We start from the raw sequence: 15,920 nt of genomic DNA, 5'->3' as shown, positions 1-15,920 counted from the left end.
ACCCCGCCTTAATGTGTGGTCGCCAACGCGGGCGTTGGTCTGGGCCTGTGGAAAAACTTCTCAAGGTACAAGTATATGACCGGCGTGGTGAACAAGGTCAGCGCCTGGCTCACCAGCAAACCGCCGACTACCGCGATCCCCAACGGTTGGCGCAGTTCGGCGCCAGGGCCTGCGCCGAGCATCAGCGGCACCGCGCCGAGCAGGGCGGCGAGGGTGGTCATGATGATCGGCCGGAACCGCGTGACGCAGGCTTCGTAGATCGCTTCCTCCGGCGGCAGGCCTCTGACGCGCTGCGCTTCCAGGGCGAAGTCGATCATCAGGATGCCGTTCTTCTTGACGATGCCGATCAGCAGCACCAGGCCGATCAGGGCCATGATCGAAAAGTCCTGGCCCAGCAGCCACAACATGATCAACGCGCCCAGTCCCGCCGACGGCAAGGTGGAAATGATCGTCAGTGGGTGCACGAAGCTTTCGTACAGCACGCCGAGAATGATGTACACCGCCACCAGCGCCGCCAGGATCAGCCACGGCTGACTGGCCAGGGAGCTCTGGAACGCCTGGGCCGCGCCCTGGAAGTTGCCGATGATGGTGGTCGGCATGCCGATTTCGTTCTTGGCCTGGTCGAGCATGATCACCGCATCGCCCAACGCCACGCCGGGCGCTAGGTTGAACGATAGGTTGGCGGCCGGGAACATGCCGTCATGGCTGATGGACAAGGGGCCGATGGTCGGCGGATCGACCCTGGCCAGCGCCGACAGCGGCACCATTTCATTGGTCAGCGGTGAGCGCAGATAGAAGTAATTCAGGCTTTCGGCCTTGCCGCGTTGCTGGGTGTCCAGCTCCAGCACCACCTGGTACTGGTTGATCTCGGTCTGGAACTCATTGATCTGGCGCTGGCCGAAGGCATCGTACAGCGCCTGGTCGACATCGGTGGCGGTCAGGCCGAAGCGCGCGGCGGCCTGGCGGTCGATGCTGATGTGGGTGATGCTGCCGCCCAGTTGCAGGTCGTTGGACAGGTCGCGGAATGCCGGGTTGGCGCGCAGTTTTTCGGTGAGGCGCTGGGTCCAGGTATTCAGCGTCGGGCCGTCGTTGCTCTTGAGCACGTATTGATACTGGGCGCGGCTGGGGCCGGAGCTGAGGTTGATGTCCTGGCCGGCGCGCAGGTACAGGACGATGCCCGGCACTTTCGCCAGTTTCGGGCGGATGCGGTCGATGAACTGGCTGGCGGACACATCGCGGTCGCCACGGTCTTTCAAGGCGATCCAGAAGCGGCCATTGGCGATGGTCTGGTTGCTGCCGGTGACCCCCACCGAATGTGAAAACGCCTGCACCGCCGGGTCGTCCTTGACGATCTCGGCCAGGGCCTTGTGCTTGGCGACCATGTCCGGGTACGACACATCGGCCGCTGCTTCGCTGGTGCCGAGCACGAAGCCGGTGTCCTGCACCGGAAAGAACCCCTTGGGGATAAACACGTAGCCGAGCACCGCCAGCGCCAGGGTGACCACGAAGATCGCCAGCATGCTGCGTTGATGGGCCAGGGCGCGGCGCAGGTTGCGTGCATAACCGGCCAGCAGGCGTTCGCTGAAACCGGGTTTGTCGTGGGCCGGGTGGGTCGGGGCGCGCATGAACAGCGCGGCCAGGGTCGGCGCCAGCGTCAGCGAGACCACCACCGAAATCAGGATGGTCGAGGTCGCCGTCAGCGCGAACTCCTTGAACAAGCGCCCGACCACGCCGCCCATGAACAGCAGCGGAATAAACGCCGCCACCAGCGAGAAGCTGATGGACACCACGGTAAAGCCAATCTCGCCGGCGCCCTTGATCGCCGCTTCGCGCTGGCCGAGCCCCGCTTCGAGGTGGCGGTGAATGTTTTCCACCACCACGATCGCATCGTCCACCACAAAGCCCACGGCGATCACGATCGCCACCAGGGTCAGGTTGTTCAGGCTGAAGCCCATCAGGTACATCAAGGCGAAACTGGCGATCAGCGACACCCCGAGCACGCTGGACACAATCAACGTCGCCGACAACTGGCGCAGGAACAACGCCATCACCGCCACCACCAGCAAGACGGCGATCAGCAGGGTCACTTCGACTTCATGCAGGGACGCGCGGATGGTCTTGGTGCGGTCGCTCAACACACTGACCTGCACCGAGGCCGGCAGCATGGCTTGCAGGCGCGGCAGTTCCGATTGGATGCGGTCGACGGTCTCGACGATGTTCGCGCCGGGCTGGCGTGAGATCACCAGGTTGACCCCCGGCGTGTCGCCGGACCAGGCCTGGACGTAGGCGTTTTCCGAACCGTTGACGACTTTGGCGATATCCCGCAGTTGAACCGGTGCGCCATCCTTGTAGGACACAATCAGTTGGGCATAGTCGTCCGGCTGAAACAGCTGGTCGTTGCTCGACAGGGTCGACACGCTGTTCTCCCCGTAGATCGCGCCTTTGGCCAGGTTCAGGCTCGACTGCTGGATCGCCACGCGGATGTCGGCCAGGGTCAGGCCGATGGCCGCGAGTTTGTCGGGCGAGGCCTGTACGCGAATCGCCGGGCGTTGCTGGCCGGTGATGTTGATCTGGCCGACGCCGTCGATCTGGCTGATTTGCCGCGCCAGCAGGGTTTCCACGTAGTCGCTCAGTTCGGTACTGGGCATGCTGTCGGAACTGACGCTGAGGATCAGTACCGGGCTGTCCGCCGGGTTGACCTTTTTCCAGGTCGGCAGGCTTGGCATATCGCTGGGCAGCTTGCCGGAGGCGGTGTTGATTGCCGCCTGGACTTCCTGGGCAGCGGTGTCGATGCTCTTGTTCAGGGTGAATTGCAGGGTCAGGAGGCTGGAGCCCAAGGCACTGCTGGAGGTCATCTGGGTCATGCCGGGGATGGCGCTGAATTGCACCTCCAAGGGCGTGGCCACTGACGAGGCCATGGTGTCCGGGCTGGCGCCGGGCAATTGCGCGGTGACCTGGATCGTCGGAAATTCCGCTTCCGGCAGTGGCGCGATAGCCAACTGCGGGAAGGCAATCAGCCCGAGCAACACCAGGGCAAACGTCAGCAGCAGGGTGGCGACCGGGTGGTCGACGCACCAGGCCGACGGCGAACGGCTGCCGCTCATGGTTGCACCTTGGCGTCGACGGTCTGGATCACTTGCGGCGGCTCCTTGAGCACCTCCACCTGAGCACCCGCCTTGAGCCGCGACTGGCCATCACTGACCAGCACATCGCCGGCCTGGACGCCCTTGATGATGCTCACGTCGCTGTTCTGGTACGTCACCTGCACCGGCACCACCTCTACCTTGTCGCCGTTGACGCGGTACACGAAGTGCGAGTCCAGGCCGCGTTGCACCACGGTCGGCGGCACTACCAGGGCGTTCTTGTCGAGGGCGGTCTGGATCTTGATCGTCACCAGTTGCCCCGGCCACAGGCGCTGCGTGGCGTTGTTGAACTCGGCCTTGGCGCGCAGGGTGCCGGTGGTGGAACTGATCTGGTTGTCGATCAGGCTCAAGTGGCCTTCACCGAGCAAGTCGCCGGTCTGGCCGTCGGTGTCGGCGCCCAGGTAGGCGTCGACGCTGGCAGGGGTGGGCGCTGCGATCAGGCCTTGCAGGGTCGGCAGCATCTGTTGCGGCAGGGAGAACTCGACGGTGATCGGGTCGATCTGAGTCACGGAGAACAGGCCCTGGGTATCGCTGGTGCGCAGGAAGTTGCCTTCATCAACGGTGCGAATCCCCACGCGGCCCGTCACCGGTGAGCGAATTTGTGTGTAGGAAAGCTGCACCTTGGCCGAGTCGATGGACGCCTGGTTGCCTTGGGCGGTGGCTTTGAGCTGGTTGACCAGCGCCTGCTGCTGGTCGTAGGTCTGCTTGGACACGCCGTCGTCGATGCTCAGTTCCTTGTAACGCTTGAGGTTGACCAGGGCCACTTGCAGCTGTGCCTGGCTCTCACCCAGTTGCGCCTTGGCCTGGTCGAGGCTGGCGCGGATCGAGCGGTCATCGATGGTCGCCAGCAGGTCGCCGGCCTTGACCCATTGGCCTTCCTTGACCAGCAATCGGGTGAGAATGCCGTCGACCTGGGGGCGAATCACCACACTGTGCATCGACAACACCGAACCGATGCCGCTGACAAAACGCGGGATATCCTGTTGCGCCACGCTGACCACCCGTACCGGGATCGCGGTGGGCGCCGCCAGCCTGGACTTGGCCGGGCGGGTCAAGGCCCAGGCGGCAATGGCCAGCACGACGAGGACACCCACGATCAGGGCGGTTTTTCGTTGTATTTGCATGGAGTGGGGCGCCAGGGCAAAGGGTTGGAAGAATGTAGGGTCTTTATAGCCCGTCAACCCGGTCAGCAAGGTGACTGCTAACTGACAGCGCTGTCAGTAAAGGCCGACCATTCGTACAGGCAGTGGTTAAAGATCTGAGGGGCGCAGGTATACTGCCCGCCGATGTGGCCCGCAAGCTGGGCCCGCATCATTTTTTGCACGCTCCGGAGCTTCCATGACTTCCCCGACACAACCCCCTGTTGAAACGGCCGACCTCGTCGATCCGGCCAGCGCTGAAAGCGTGGAAAAAGCCGAGATCCCGGCGTTCAAGTTTCCGTTCAAGCCAGGTGAGCTGGCCGGGGCCAAGCATGCCGCCCAGCCGTGGTACAAGAATGGCGCCAAGAATGGCCACACCAAGTCGCCGGGCATGGCGCCGCCGGGCACTCGTCGCTCGATGGGTAAACGTTGAGATTAATCAGCTGAAAACTGTGCCGGACATTGCCTACGGCTCGCGCTGATATTTCTGCTTGTAGGCCCACGTCCCTTTCTTGAAAGCTTGCACAGCCTCTGCCCCATCCCGATTGTTCTGACCGGGGAAGGGGACAGTGAGGCTGGTCTTTCCGGAAAAGGACATTCCCCGTGGCCCTGATACCTATCGGTGTAGCGCTTGCCCTGTCGCTCTCGGTCAATACCGTTGCGGCGCTTGAGTCACCGCGGCGCGAAATCCGTTTCGCCGTTGCCGCGCAATTTCCGCCCTTCCAGAGCCGCAACCCGCAAGGGCAGTTGGTCGGCCTGAATATCGAACTGGGCAATGCCCTGTGCCAGCAACTGAATGTGCGCTGCACCTGGGTCGACCAGGTGGTCGTGGAAAACTTCCCGGCCCTGGAGGCCCGCCAATTCGACGCGATCATGGGCATGGCCCCCACCTCCGAGCGGCGGCGCTGGGCCAATTTCACCGATAACCTCTACCCGTTCACCACCCGTCTGGTCGCCCGCCGAACCTCGGGCCTGACGCCGAGCATCAAGTCGCTCAAGGGCAAGCGAGTGGGTGTCTTGCTGGGCAGCAACCGCGAGGCCTTCGCGCGCTCCAAATGGGCGCCCGGCGGCGTGATCGTCAAAAGTTTCTGGCTCAATGACGAACTGGTCCGCAGCCTGGTGGCCGGCGATATCGATGCGACCCTGCAAGGTACCGTGGAGATTCGGCAAGCGTTGCTCGACACCGCCGCCGGCCAGGATTTCGCCTTTCTGGGGCCCGCCGTTTCGGCCGAACTGTTGGGCGACGGCGTGGCGATCGCGGTGCGCAAGCCCGACACGGCGCTGCGCTATGAGCTCAACCGTGCCTTGGAAGAGCTGATGCAAAACGGCGAATACCAGCGAATCCTTGCATCCTATCCTCTGGACGCATCGTGAGTTCCGGTCAGGGCCGGCGACGTCCATGGAGGCGCCAGTAACTGTCAGTCGTCGCTGACCCTATCGCGCAAGACGAACACCATGCCAGCGCTTTCATACAATTGCCGCGCGCGCAGGTTGCTCTCCAGTACCTTGAGGTCCACATAGGGTTCGCCGCGTTGCTTGAACACCTGGAAGCTGTGCAGCAGCAACGCGCGGCCCAGCCCCTGGCCCTGGTTGCAGGGGTGTACGGCGAGGTGCTTGATAAAGGCGCTGGTCCAGCATTGGGCCACGCCGAGTATGCCTTGGTCGTTGCTGACCACCAGGCACAGCGTGGGATCGAACTCGGCATCGCGGACGAATTGCCGTTGCCAGGTCTGCAGATCGGGAAGCCGGTCGCCGCCCTGGTCCTGGGTCATGCGCAATACGGCATGAATCGACGGGGCCAGTGCTTCGCGGTAGTGATCCAGTTGCGTATGCGCCGGCCACTGCGGGGCGGGCAGGCTGCCCCTCAGGTCGCGGCGCAGCAGTTGGTAATACCCGCTCACCGGCTACAGGCCTTTTTGCGCCACGGTCTGGGCGGCCACCACCAGGCATTTGGTCAGTTCGGGCGACGAGAATTTGGTCAGTACCGCGTCGGCACCCGCCAGGCGCGCCTTTTCACTGTTCATCGCGCTGTCCAGGGAGGTGTGCAACAGCACGTAAAGGTCCTTGAAGTCCGGGGTTTCGCGCAGCGTGCGGGTCAGGGCATAGCCGTCCATTTCCGACATTTCGATGTCGGACACCACCACATTGATCTGCTCGGCCGTGCCTTGCAGTTCCAGCAGCACGTCGATGGCCTCCTTGGCACTGCGCGCGGTGTGGCAGTGCAGGCCGAGGTTGCGCAGGGTATGCACCGACTGCTGCAGGGCCACCTGGCTGTCGTCGACCACCAGGATGCGGGCGTTGCCCAGTACCTCGGCCTCTTCCATGGTCAAGTCGGTGGGCGCCACTTCAACCGGTGCCGGTGCGATGCCGTGGATGACTTTTTCGATGTCCAGCACTTGCACCAAGACGCCTTCCACCTGGGTGACGCCGGTGATGAACGCGCGGTTACCGCCGGAGCCGTAGGGCGGCGGGCGGATGTCGGTGGTCAGGCAGTGCACGATCTTGCTCACCGCCTGCACATGCAGGCCCTGCTTGGAGCGGCTCACGTCGGTGACGATCAGGCAGCCGCCATCCGGGTCCTCCAGAGGCATTTCCCCCAGGGCGCGGCTCAGGTCGATCACCGCCAGCGAGTTACCGCGCAAGGTGGCGATGCCTTTGACGTGAGGGTGCGACTCCGGCAGCTTGGTCAGCGGTGGGCAGGGGATGATTTCGCTGACTTTCAGCAGGTTGATGGCCATCAGCTTGCCGCTACGCAAGGTAAAGAGCAGAAGCGAGAGTGAGTCTGCGCGGGCTTTAGTGGTGGACATAAGAACCTTCTGTGAATCAGGGATGACGATCTTCTATGGAAGGTTATCGACTTGGGAGAGCCTGGCTTTAACCGGATTTTGTGTCAGGTTGCACCCGTGCGGGAGGTAGCTCGCTCCCACACGGGTTATGGATCAGCCCTTCCACACCTGTGGATTCACCAGGTCCTGCGGACGCTGGCCGAGCAGGGCGCTGCGCAGGTTGTCCAGCGCGCGGTTGGCCATGGCTTCACGGGTTTCAGTGGTGGCCGAGCCGATGTGCGGCAGGGTCACCGCATTGCTCAGTTGGAACAGCGGCGACTCAGACAGCGGTTCCTGCTCATACACATCCAGGCCCGCACCGCGGATACGCTGGGTTTGCAGCGCCTGGATCAGCGCCGGTTCGTCCACCACCGGGCCACGGGAAATATTGATCAGGATCGCGCTGGACTTCATCAGGCCCAACTCGCGGGTGCTGATCAGGTGATGGGTCTTGTCGCTCAACGGCACCACCAGGCAGACGAAGTCCGCCTCGGCCAGCAACTGGTCCAGGCTGCGGAACTGCGCGCCCAGTTCCTGTTCGAGCGCCACTTTGCGGCTGTTGCCGCTGTACAGGATCGGCATATTGAAGCCCAGGCGTCCACGCCGGGCCACGGCCGCGCCGATATTGCCCATGCCGACGATGCCCAGGGTCTTGCCGTGCACATCGCAACCGAACAACGGCGCGCCGACGCTGGCTTTCCATTGGCCGGCCTTGGTCCATGCGTCCAGCTCGGCCACGCGGCGCGCGCTGCTCATCAGCAGGGCGAACGCCAGGTCGGCGGTGCTTTCGGTCAGCACATCGGGGGTGTTGGTGAGCATGATCCCGCGCTCGTTGAAGTACGGCACGTCATAGTTGTCGTAGCCCACCGACACACTCGACACCACCTCCAGTTGGCTCGCGCCCTGCAATTGCTCGCGGCCCAGCTTGCGACCCACGCCGATCAGGCCGTGGGCGTGGGGCAGGGCTTCATTGAATTGCGCATTGATATCGCCCAGCTTCGGGTTCGGCACGATCACCTCGAACTCCTGTTGCAGGCGTTCGATCATCGGCGCGGTGATGCGGCTGAAGGCGAGGACAGTCTTTTTCATGGCAGGCGGGCTCATCGACTACGGAAGAATGCCAAGCACGCTAACATTCCTGCCGACAATTGTCAGGACACCGCAGATCCAAAGCGGTCAGGGTCTAAATGTGGGAGGGAGCAAGCCCTCTCCCACATTTGAGGCGGTTGTCTGAAAGAAATCAGTTCGCCAGGCGCACACCGCCCAGGCTGCCGCTCAACTCATACGCCGCCAGTTCCGCCTGATGCGCCGCGAGAATCTCCGGCAACGAACCGCGCAGGTATTCCACCCAGGTCTTGATCTTCGCATCCAGGTATTGGCGCGACGGGTAGATGGCGTACAGGTTCAGCTCCTGGGAGCGGTAGGTGGGCATGACCCGCACCAGGGTCCCGTTGCGCAGGCCTTCGATGGCGGCATACACCGGCAACAGGCCTACGCCCATGCCGCTGGTGATCGCGGTTTTCATCGCGTCGGCCGAGTTCACCAGGAACGGCGAGGTGTTGATCGCTACGCTTTCCTGCCCCTCGGGACCGTTGAAGGTCCACTTGTCCAGCAAGACCACCGGGCTGACCAGGCGCAGGCACGAATGATTGAGCAAGTCATGGGGACGTTGCGCGCAGCCCTTGGCTTTGACGTAGTCCGGCGACGCGCAGGCGATGCTGTAGGTAATGCCCAGGCGCTGGGACACGAAGCCCGAATCCGGCAGTTCGCTGGCGAGCACGATGGACACGTCGTAGCCTTCGTCGAGCAGGTCCGGCACGCGGTTGGCCAGGGTCAGGTCGAAGGTCACGTCTGGATGGGTACGGCGGTAGCGGGCAATCGCATCAATGACGAAATGCTGACCGATGCCGGTCATGGTGTGCACTTTCAACTGGCCGGCTGGACGTGCGTGGGCATCGCTGGCTTCGGCCTCGGCTTCTTCGACATAGGCAAGGATCTGTTCACAACGCAACAAGTAGCGTTTACCGGCCTCTGTGAGCGCAATGCGACGGGTGGTGCGGTTGAGCAAGCGTGTTTGCAGATGGGCCTCAAGGTTGGAGACCGCGCGCGAGACGTTGGCGGTAGTGGTATCCAGTTGCACGGCGGCGGCAGTGAAGCTGCCGGCTTCTGCCACACAACTGAAGGCGCGCATGCTTTGCAGAGTGTCCATGGAGTGTTCTCAGGGGAGATAACAAATTGTGACAGAAAGTTACGCCGTACAGTGATCCCTACCAACGGATTATCGCGTGAACGGTAACAAAGATTCACAGGAATACCAGCTTATCGTCCTCCACCCCGCACCCTAGAATTGCGTCACTCTCCCCGCTACACCACCTCAGGAATTCGCAGCAGTGCCGCGTCGCATCAGCAGAGAGCTGAAGACTCTCAGTGTTTGGGCCTTATCGTTAGCAATCAGCGGCTGCATCGGAACCGGAGGGATTGCCCCCCAAGACCAGGCCCTCAATGCCAATACCCTGGCCACCGACGAGGCGATTCAGAGCGCCGCCAGGGATGCCCATTGGCCCACCGCGCAGTGGTGGCAAGCCTACGGCGACCCGCAACTGAACCGCTGGGTCGACCTCGCCACCCGCGATAGCCCGAGCATGGCCATGGCCGCTGCGCGGGTGCGTGAAGCGCGGGCCATGGCCGGGATTGTCGAGTCGGCCGAGTCGCTGCAGATCAACAGCGACACCACCCTCAAACGCCACAACTGGCCGAACGATCAGTTCTACGGCCCGGGTGCGTTGAGCGGTTCCAACACCTGGGACAACAACACCTCCCTGGGCTTCAGCTACGCCCTCGACCTGTGGGGCCGCGAAAGCAACGCCAGCGAGCGTGCCGTCGACCTGGCGCACATGAGCGCCGCCGAAGCGCGCCAGGCCCAGCTCGAACTGCAGAACAACGTGGTGCGCGCCTATATCCAGCTGTCGTTGCACTACGCCTCGCGCGATATCGTCGCCGCGACCCTGGCCCAGCAACAGCAGATCCTCGACCTGGCCAACAAACGCCTGAACGCCGGGATCGGCACCCATTTCGACGTGAGCCAGGCCGAAACCCCGCTGCCGGAAACCCATCGTCAATTGGACGCGCTGGACGAAGAAATCGCCCTGAGCCGCAACCAACTGGCGGCATTGGCCGGCAAGGGACCGGGGGCGGGCGCGCAATTGCAACGCCCGAGCCTGTCCCTCGCCGCGCCGTTGAAACTGCCGTCGAGCCTGCCCGCGCAATTGCTCGGCCAGCGCCCCGACGTGGTCGCCAGCCGCTGGCAAGTGGCGGCCCAGGCCCGTGGCATCGATGTGGCCCACGCCGGTTTCTACCCTAACGTCGACCTGGTTGGCAGCCTCGGCTATGTGGCCACTGGCGGCGGCATGCTGGAGTTTCTGGCGGGCAAGAAATTCAACTACAACGTCGGGCCGGCCATTACGTTGCCGATCTTCGACGGCGGCCGCCTGCGCTCGGAGTTGGGCGAAGCCAGCGCGGGCTATGACATTGCCGTGGCGCACTACAACCAGACCCTGGTCAATGCGCTCAAGGGCATCAGCGACCAGTTGATCCGCCGCGAGTCCATGGACAAACAGGCGTTATTCGCTGCGCAATCGGTGGCTTCGGCGCAGAAAACCTATGACATCGCCATGATCGCCTACCAGCGCGGTCTGACCGATTACCTCAATGTGCTGAACGCCCAGACCCTGCTGTTCCGCCAGCAGCAAATCGAGCAACAGGTGCAGGCCGCGCGGCTGAGTGCCCACGCCGAACTGGTAACCGCCCTGGGCGGTGGCCTGGGGGCCGGCAACGATGTGCCAAAAGACACCAAGACCGTCCCGAGCAAGACCCCGGCAGCGCTTGCCGTGTTCGATCACTGAGTAGGACTGAATGACTCCCTTGCCCGCACCGTTGCGCTGGTTGCACTCCCTTGAATGGCGCCGTGGTTTTTTCGACTGGGCACGCAGCGATGGCGTGACCTGGGTATACATCTTCAAGGTGCTGATCGCGGCGTTTGCGACGCTGTGGCTGGCCATGCGCCTGGAACTGCCGCAGCCGCGCACGGCGATGATCACCGTCTTTATCGTGATGCAACCCCAGAGCGGCCAGGTGTTCGCCAAGAGTTTCTATCGTTTCCTCGGCACCCTGACGGGGTCGGCGGTGATGGTGCTGTTGATCTCGTTGTTTGCCCAGAACACCGAGTTGTTCCTTGGCTCGCTGGCGATCTGGGTGGGTATCTGTACCGCTGGCGCCACGCGCAACCGCAACTTTCGCGCGTATGGGTTTGTGTTGGCCGGTTATACGGCGGCGATGGTTGGCCTGCCGGCGCTGGCCCATCCTGACGGTGCGTTTATGGCGGCCGTGTGGCGGGTGCTGGAAATTTCCCTGGGGATCATCGTCTCCACGCTGGTCAGCGCCGCGATCCTGCCGCAGACCTCCAGTGCGGCCATGCGCAACGCGCTGTACCAGCGCTTTGGTGTGTTCGCGCTGTTCGTCACCGATGGCCTGCGGGGGCGCAGTCAGCGCGAAGCCTTTGAACGCACCAACGTGCGCTTTATCGCCGAAGCCGTGGGCCTGGAAGGGCTGCGCAGCCTCACCGTGTTCGAAGACCCGCACATGCGCCGACGCAACGGCCGGCTCAGTCGCCTCAACAGCGAATTCATGAGCATCACCACGCGCTTCAACGCCTTGCACCAATTGCTCGAACGCTTGCGCACCGATGCCGCCGACCATGTGGTCGCTGCGATCAAACCCGGCCTGCAGGATCTGGCCGAACTGCTCGACGGGTTCTCCGGCCGCGCCCTCACCAGCCCCGACGCGGTGCGGTTGGTCAACCAGCTCAGCGTCTACAAGGACGGCTTGCCCGCCAAGGTCCGCGCCCTGCGAGCGATCTTCCAGCAAGAAAATCCGAGTGAAGACGAGCAACTGGACTTTCATACCGCCTACGAGCTGCTCTACCGCTTCGTCGACGACCTGCACAACTACGCGCAGACCCACGCCTCCCTGGCCGATCACACTCACGCGCGGGAAAAGTGGGACGAAACCTTCATCCCGAAAACCAACTGGCTGGCCTGCGTGGCCTCGGGCGTGCGGGCGTCGTTCATCCTGATCGTGCTCGGCAGCTACTGGGTGGCCACCGCCTGGCCCAGCGGCGCGACCATGACCCTGATCGCGGCGGCCACCGTCGGCCTGTCCGCTGCCACGCCCAACCCCAAACGCATGGCATTCCAGATGGCCTGCGGTACGTTTATCGGGGCGTTGGTGGGCTTCGTCGAAATGTTCTTCGTGTTCCCCTGGATCGACGGCTTCCCGCTGCTGTGCGTAATGCTCGCCCCGGTGATCATTTTCGGTGCCTTCCTCAACTCACGTCCGCAATACGCCGGCGTCGGCGTGGGCCTGCTGATCTTTTTCAGTACCGGCTCGGTGCCGGACAACCTGACGGTGTACAACCCCTACAGCTTTATCAACGACTACATCGCCATGGTCATTGGCATGCTGGTGTGCGCGGCGGCGGGGCGATCATCCTGCCGCCCAACAGTCGCTGGTTGTGGCGCCGTCTGGAGCAGGACCTGCGCGAGCAAGTGGTGTACGCGATCAGCGGCAAGCTCAAGGGCCTGGCGTCGAGTTTCGAAAGCCGTACCCGCGACCTGCTGCACCAGGCCTACGGCCTCGCGGTCGGCCAGCCGCAGGTGCAGCGCGACCTGCTGCGCTGGATGTTCGTGGTGCTGGAAGTCGGCCACGCGATCATCGAGCTGCGCAAGGAGCAGGCGGTTCTGCCGGTGCACCCGGCGTACGCCGAATCCCAGCCGTGGCGCCAGGCGATCCGGGTGATGGGGCGCTCGCTGGTGCGGCTGTTCCTGCAACCCAGCGCGAGTAACCTGGAGCGTGGGCTGATCGCCGTCGACCATGCGATCAGCCGCGTGCAGGCCACCGACGAACCCTTCGCGCCGCACTTCGACACCTCGGCCCTGCGCCGGGTCAAAAGCTACCTGCACTTTATCCGCACCTCGCTGCTGGACCCGCAATCGCCACTCGCGGCCTTCAAAGGAGCTCCGCATGCCTCGTGAAATCGCCTTTCATGGCGTCTATATGCCGACCATGACCCTGATGTTCCTGATCGCGGCGGGGCTCGCCTGGGCGCTGGACCGCTTCCTGGCCGGGTTCGACCTGTACCGTTTTTTCTGGCACCCGGCGTTGCTGCGCCTGAGCCTGTTCGTTTGCCTGTTCGGCGCCCTGGCGCTGACCGTCTACCGTTGAGAATGCCCCGATGAAAAAGTTTTTCAGCCTGCTCGCCACCCTGCTGGTACTGGCTTTGGCAATCTGGATTGGCCGCACGTTGTGGGTGCATTACATGGAAACGCCGTGGACCCGCGACGGTCGGGTGCGGGCGGACATCATCAACGTCGCCGCCGACGTCACCGGCGAAGTGGTCGACGTGCCAGTGCGTGACAACCAATTGGTGAAAAAGGGCGACCTGCTGATGCAGATCGACCCCGAGCACTACCGCCTCGCCGTCAAACAGGCCCAAGCCCTTGTGGCCTCGCGCAAAGCCACCTGGGAAATGCGCAAGGACAACGCCCACCGCCGCGCCGACCTCGACGCCCTGGTGATCTCCAGGGAAAATCGCGACGACGCCGGCAACATCGCCGACTCGGCCCTGGCTGACTACCAGCACGCCCAGGCGCAACTGGAAGCGGCGGAACTCAACCTCAAGCGCACCCAGGTCTTGGCGGCAGTGGACGGCTACGTCACCAACCTCAACGTGCACCGTGGCGACTACGCGCGCATCGGCGAAGCCAAGATGGCCGTGGTGGATATGAACTCGTTCTGGGTCTATGGCTTCTTCGAAGAAACCAAACTGCCCCATGTGAAAGTCGGCGACAAAGCCGATATGCAATTGATGAGCGGCGAGACGCTGAAAGGCCACGTGGAAAGCATCTCCCGCGGCATCTACGACCGCGACAACCCCGAGAGCCGCGAGCTGATCGCCGACGTGAACCCGACCTTCAACTGGGTGCGCCTGGCCCAGCGCGTGCCGGTGCGGATTCACATTGATGAAGTGCCGGAAGGCGTGTTGCTGGCGGCCGGTATCACCTGCACCGTGATCGTCAAGCAAACGTCGGAGTGACAGGTGGGAGGGGGCTTGCTCCCGATGGCGGTGAATCAGTCAAAGTATCAGGTGACTGACACGCCGCTATCGGGAGCAAGCCCCCTCCCACAGTTGACTGAGTCGATCATTTATAGACGGCCCTTCAAACCAAAGCGTTTCTTCAACACGGTTTCCAACAATCCCTTGGGCAACAACGCCGCCATCAACGGCAATGCGCGGCTGCCGTTGCCCGAGCGCAGCAGGCGCGGTGGTTGCTGCTGTTGCACGGCTTTAAGCACATCCGCCGCAAACACGCTGGCGGGTGTCGGCTTGTCCTGGGACGCCTGGCTGCGTGCACGAATGCCTTCGCGCAACGGCCACCACGGCGATTGTTCGTTGATCAACAGTTCGGCCTGGGCGCCGGCGTTTTTCGCAAAGCGTGTGTCGATGGCGCCGGGCTGCACTTCCATGACGCGAATCCCGAAGGGCGCCAGCTCCATGCGCAATGCATCACTCAGCGCATGCACTGCCGCCTTGGAGGCGCAGTAGGCGCCGGCAAACGGCGTGACCAATACGCCGGACACGCTGCCGATATTCACCACCAGGCCTTTGCTGCGGCGTAGTGCGGGGAACAGCGCCTGGGTCACGCCGACGATGGAAAACACGTTGGTCTCGAACTGGCGCTGCATCGCGTTGGTGCCGCCGTCGAGCAGCGGGCCCATGGCGCCGTAGCCGGCGTTGTTGATCAGCACGTCCAGTTCGTCCAGGTTCGCGGCCAGGGTCTGCAGGGCGGTCGCGTCATTCACATCCAACAGCACGGCATGAAAGCCCGCGTCATTGAGCGCGATCACGTCGTCTTCGCGGCGGGCGCTGGTGAGCACGTCGAAGCCTGCCGCCTTGAATGCGTCGGCCAGGGCGCGGCCGATGCCGCTGGAGCAACCGGTGATGAGTACGTTGGGCATGGATCAGTCCTTTGTCAGTCCGAGAAACTGCCTTGCAAATGCTCGGCGCGAAATTCCAGGGTTTGCGGGCGATAGCCGGGGCGCAGCGGTGGGGTGGGCAGGCAATCGTCCCAGGTGGCGCCGGCCTGCAGTTCGCCGGGGCCACGATAGCGTGGTGCAGCATAGACGTTGTCGGCCAGGTTGACCGTGTCGCCCGGTGCATAGGCGGCCACGCGCCAGCGCAGTTCGGTCAGCGGCACATCGTTGCCGTTGTTCAGGGTCAGTTTCAGTGGACGGTCGGCGGGGCATTCCTGCGGCGCGTAGGTGATACGCAGCTCCAGACGCGCCAGTTGCGAGGCTTCACGATTGTCCAGCCACACCACCCACACCGCGACCAACCCCAGGCCGGCAGCGGCGGCGAGTGAAACCGGCAAGGCTTTGGCCGGGTAGCGCAGCAGCAGGATCAGCCAAGTGATGATCAGGAGAACGCCGAAGAACATGGAGACCACCTCGAATAGGGAGCGAGCATCCTAACTTAAGCGTAGGTGGGATTGGCTACCTTGAGTGCTGCGGTGGCCGGGCGGGCCTCATCGGGGGCAAGCCCCCTCCCACCTCTGATCTGTGAATACATTCAAATGTGGGAGGGGGCTTGCCCCCGATGAGGCCCTCACAGCCAGCGCAAATCCCAAACAAAAAGCCCCCACCCAAACCACTGCGGATGGGGACGCAGTGGCCGGGGCGAGGGCTTTTTGTACGGCTGT

Annotated in this window: 13 protein-coding genes and 1 pseudogene; 6 read left to right on the top strand and 8 right to left on the bottom strand. The window is 63.3% G+C overall.

The annotated features are described in order from the left end of the window. Window positions 1–8 precede the first annotated feature (8 nt). Complete coding sequence (locus tag ACLH0J_RS28930; protein WP_411390116.1) at window positions 9–3,104, bottom strand: multidrug efflux RND transporter permease subunit; 3,096 nt, start codon at window positions 3,102–3,104, stop codon at window positions 9–11. Further along, a complete protein-coding gene (locus tag ACLH0J_RS28925) occupies window positions 3,101–4,267 on the bottom strand; it encodes an efflux RND transporter periplasmic adaptor subunit (protein WP_411390115.1) in 1,167 nt (388 codons plus the stop codon). Before ACLH0J_RS28925 ends, ACLH0J_RS28930 begins: the two co-directional genes overlap by 4 nt. A 214-nt stretch (window positions 4,268–4,481) precedes the next feature. On the opposite strand from ACLH0J_RS28925, the gene ACLH0J_RS28920 reads away from it, so the two are divergent. Then, window positions 4,482–4,715 (top strand): hypothetical protein, encoded by a 234-nt coding sequence (locus ACLH0J_RS28920; RefSeq protein ID WP_010565667.1) that lies wholly within the window; start codon window positions 4,482–4,484, stop codon window positions 4,713–4,715. Between the two features lie 170 nt (window positions 4,716–4,885). Further along, the gene (locus ACLH0J_RS28915) at window positions 4,886–5,656 is read left to right on the top strand and encodes a transporter substrate-binding domain-containing protein (protein ID WP_411390114.1); all 771 of its coding nucleotides are present in this window, start codon (window positions 4,886–4,888) and stop codon (window positions 5,654–5,656) included. Between the two features lie 44 nt (window positions 5,657–5,700). Here ACLH0J_RS28915 and ACLH0J_RS28910 read toward each other — a convergent pair whose 3' ends face one another. The 4 genes from ACLH0J_RS28910 to ACLH0J_RS28895 all read right to left on the bottom strand — a co-directional run bounded on the left by ACLH0J_RS28910 (window position 5,701) and on the right by ACLH0J_RS28895 (window position 9,316). Continuing rightward, entirely contained in the window at window positions 5,701–6,183 is a 483-nt protein-coding gene (locus tag ACLH0J_RS28910; RefSeq protein WP_411390113.1) for a GNAT family N-acetyltransferase, read from the bottom strand. A gap of 3 nt (window positions 6,184–6,186) precedes the next feature. Next, window positions 6,187–7,089 carry a chemotaxis protein CheV gene (locus tag ACLH0J_RS28905; RefSeq protein ID WP_411390112.1) on the bottom strand — a complete coding sequence of 301 codons (903 nt, stop codon included), beginning with the start codon at window positions 7,087–7,089 and terminating at the stop codon, window positions 6,187–6,189. Window positions 7,090–7,221: 132 nt separating this feature from the next. Then, window positions 7,222–8,196 carry a 2-hydroxyacid dehydrogenase gene (locus tag ACLH0J_RS28900; RefSeq protein WP_411390111.1) on the bottom strand — a complete coding sequence of 325 codons (975 nt, stop codon included), beginning with the start codon at window positions 8,194–8,196 and terminating at the stop codon, window positions 7,222–7,224. A 151-nt stretch (window positions 8,197–8,347) separates the two neighbouring features. Further along, on the bottom strand, window positions 8,348–9,316 hold the full coding sequence (locus ACLH0J_RS28895; RefSeq protein ID WP_411390110.1) for a LysR family transcriptional regulator: 969 nt from the start codon (window positions 9,314–9,316) through the stop codon (window positions 8,348–8,350). Window positions 9,317–9,497: 181 nt separating this feature from the next. Here ACLH0J_RS28895 and ACLH0J_RS28890 point away from each other — a divergent pair, with 181 nt between their 5' ends. From ACLH0J_RS28890 to ACLH0J_RS28875, 4 genes and pseudogenes are all read left to right on the top strand, one after another. Beyond that, window positions 9,498–11,009 carry an efflux transporter outer membrane subunit gene (locus tag ACLH0J_RS28890; RefSeq protein ID WP_411390109.1) on the top strand — a complete coding sequence of 504 codons (1,512 nt, stop codon included), beginning with the start codon at window positions 9,498–9,500 and terminating at the stop codon, window positions 11,007–11,009. Window positions 11,010–11,019: 10 nt separating this feature from the next. Next, window positions 11,020–13,196: pseudogene (locus tag ACLH0J_RS28885) on the top strand (FUSC family protein). Then, window positions 13,186–13,386 carry a DUF1656 domain-containing protein gene (locus ACLH0J_RS28880; protein WP_010565658.1) on the top strand — a complete coding sequence of 67 codons (201 nt, stop codon included), beginning with the start codon at window positions 13,186–13,188 and terminating at the stop codon, window positions 13,384–13,386. The pseudogene ACLH0J_RS28885 and the gene ACLH0J_RS28880 overlap by 11 nt, the downstream one beginning before the upstream one ends. A gap of 10 nt (window positions 13,387–13,396) precedes the next feature. Then, window positions 13,397–14,257 carry an efflux RND transporter periplasmic adaptor subunit gene (locus tag ACLH0J_RS28875; RefSeq protein ID WP_411390108.1) on the top strand — a complete coding sequence of 287 codons (861 nt, stop codon included), beginning with the start codon at window positions 13,397–13,399 and terminating at the stop codon, window positions 14,255–14,257. Window positions 14,258–14,367: 110 nt separating this feature from the next. Here ACLH0J_RS28875 and ACLH0J_RS28870 read toward each other — a convergent pair whose 3' ends face one another. Both ACLH0J_RS28870 and ACLH0J_RS28865 read right to left on the bottom strand, forming a co-directional pair. Beyond that, window positions 14,368–15,180, bottom strand: coding sequence for an SDR family oxidoreductase (locus ACLH0J_RS28870; protein ID WP_411390107.1), 813 nt, complete (start codon window positions 15,178–15,180; stop codon window positions 14,368–14,370). Between the two features lie 14 nt (window positions 15,181–15,194). Beyond that, a complete protein-coding gene (locus ACLH0J_RS28865; protein ID WP_411390106.1) occupies window positions 15,195–15,659 on the bottom strand; it encodes a multidrug transporter in 465 nt (154 codons plus the stop codon). Between the last annotated feature and the right edge of the window lie 261 nt (window positions 15,660–15,920).

Origin of the sequence: Pseudomonas sp. MPB23 (assembly GCF_046605395.1) — a bacterium.
Classification (GTDB): domain Bacteria; phylum Pseudomonadota; class Gammaproteobacteria; order Pseudomonadales; family Pseudomonadaceae; genus Aquipseudomonas.
Note: the sequence above shows the minus strand (reverse complement) of the source record. Positions and strands in the feature narration are given on the sequence as shown.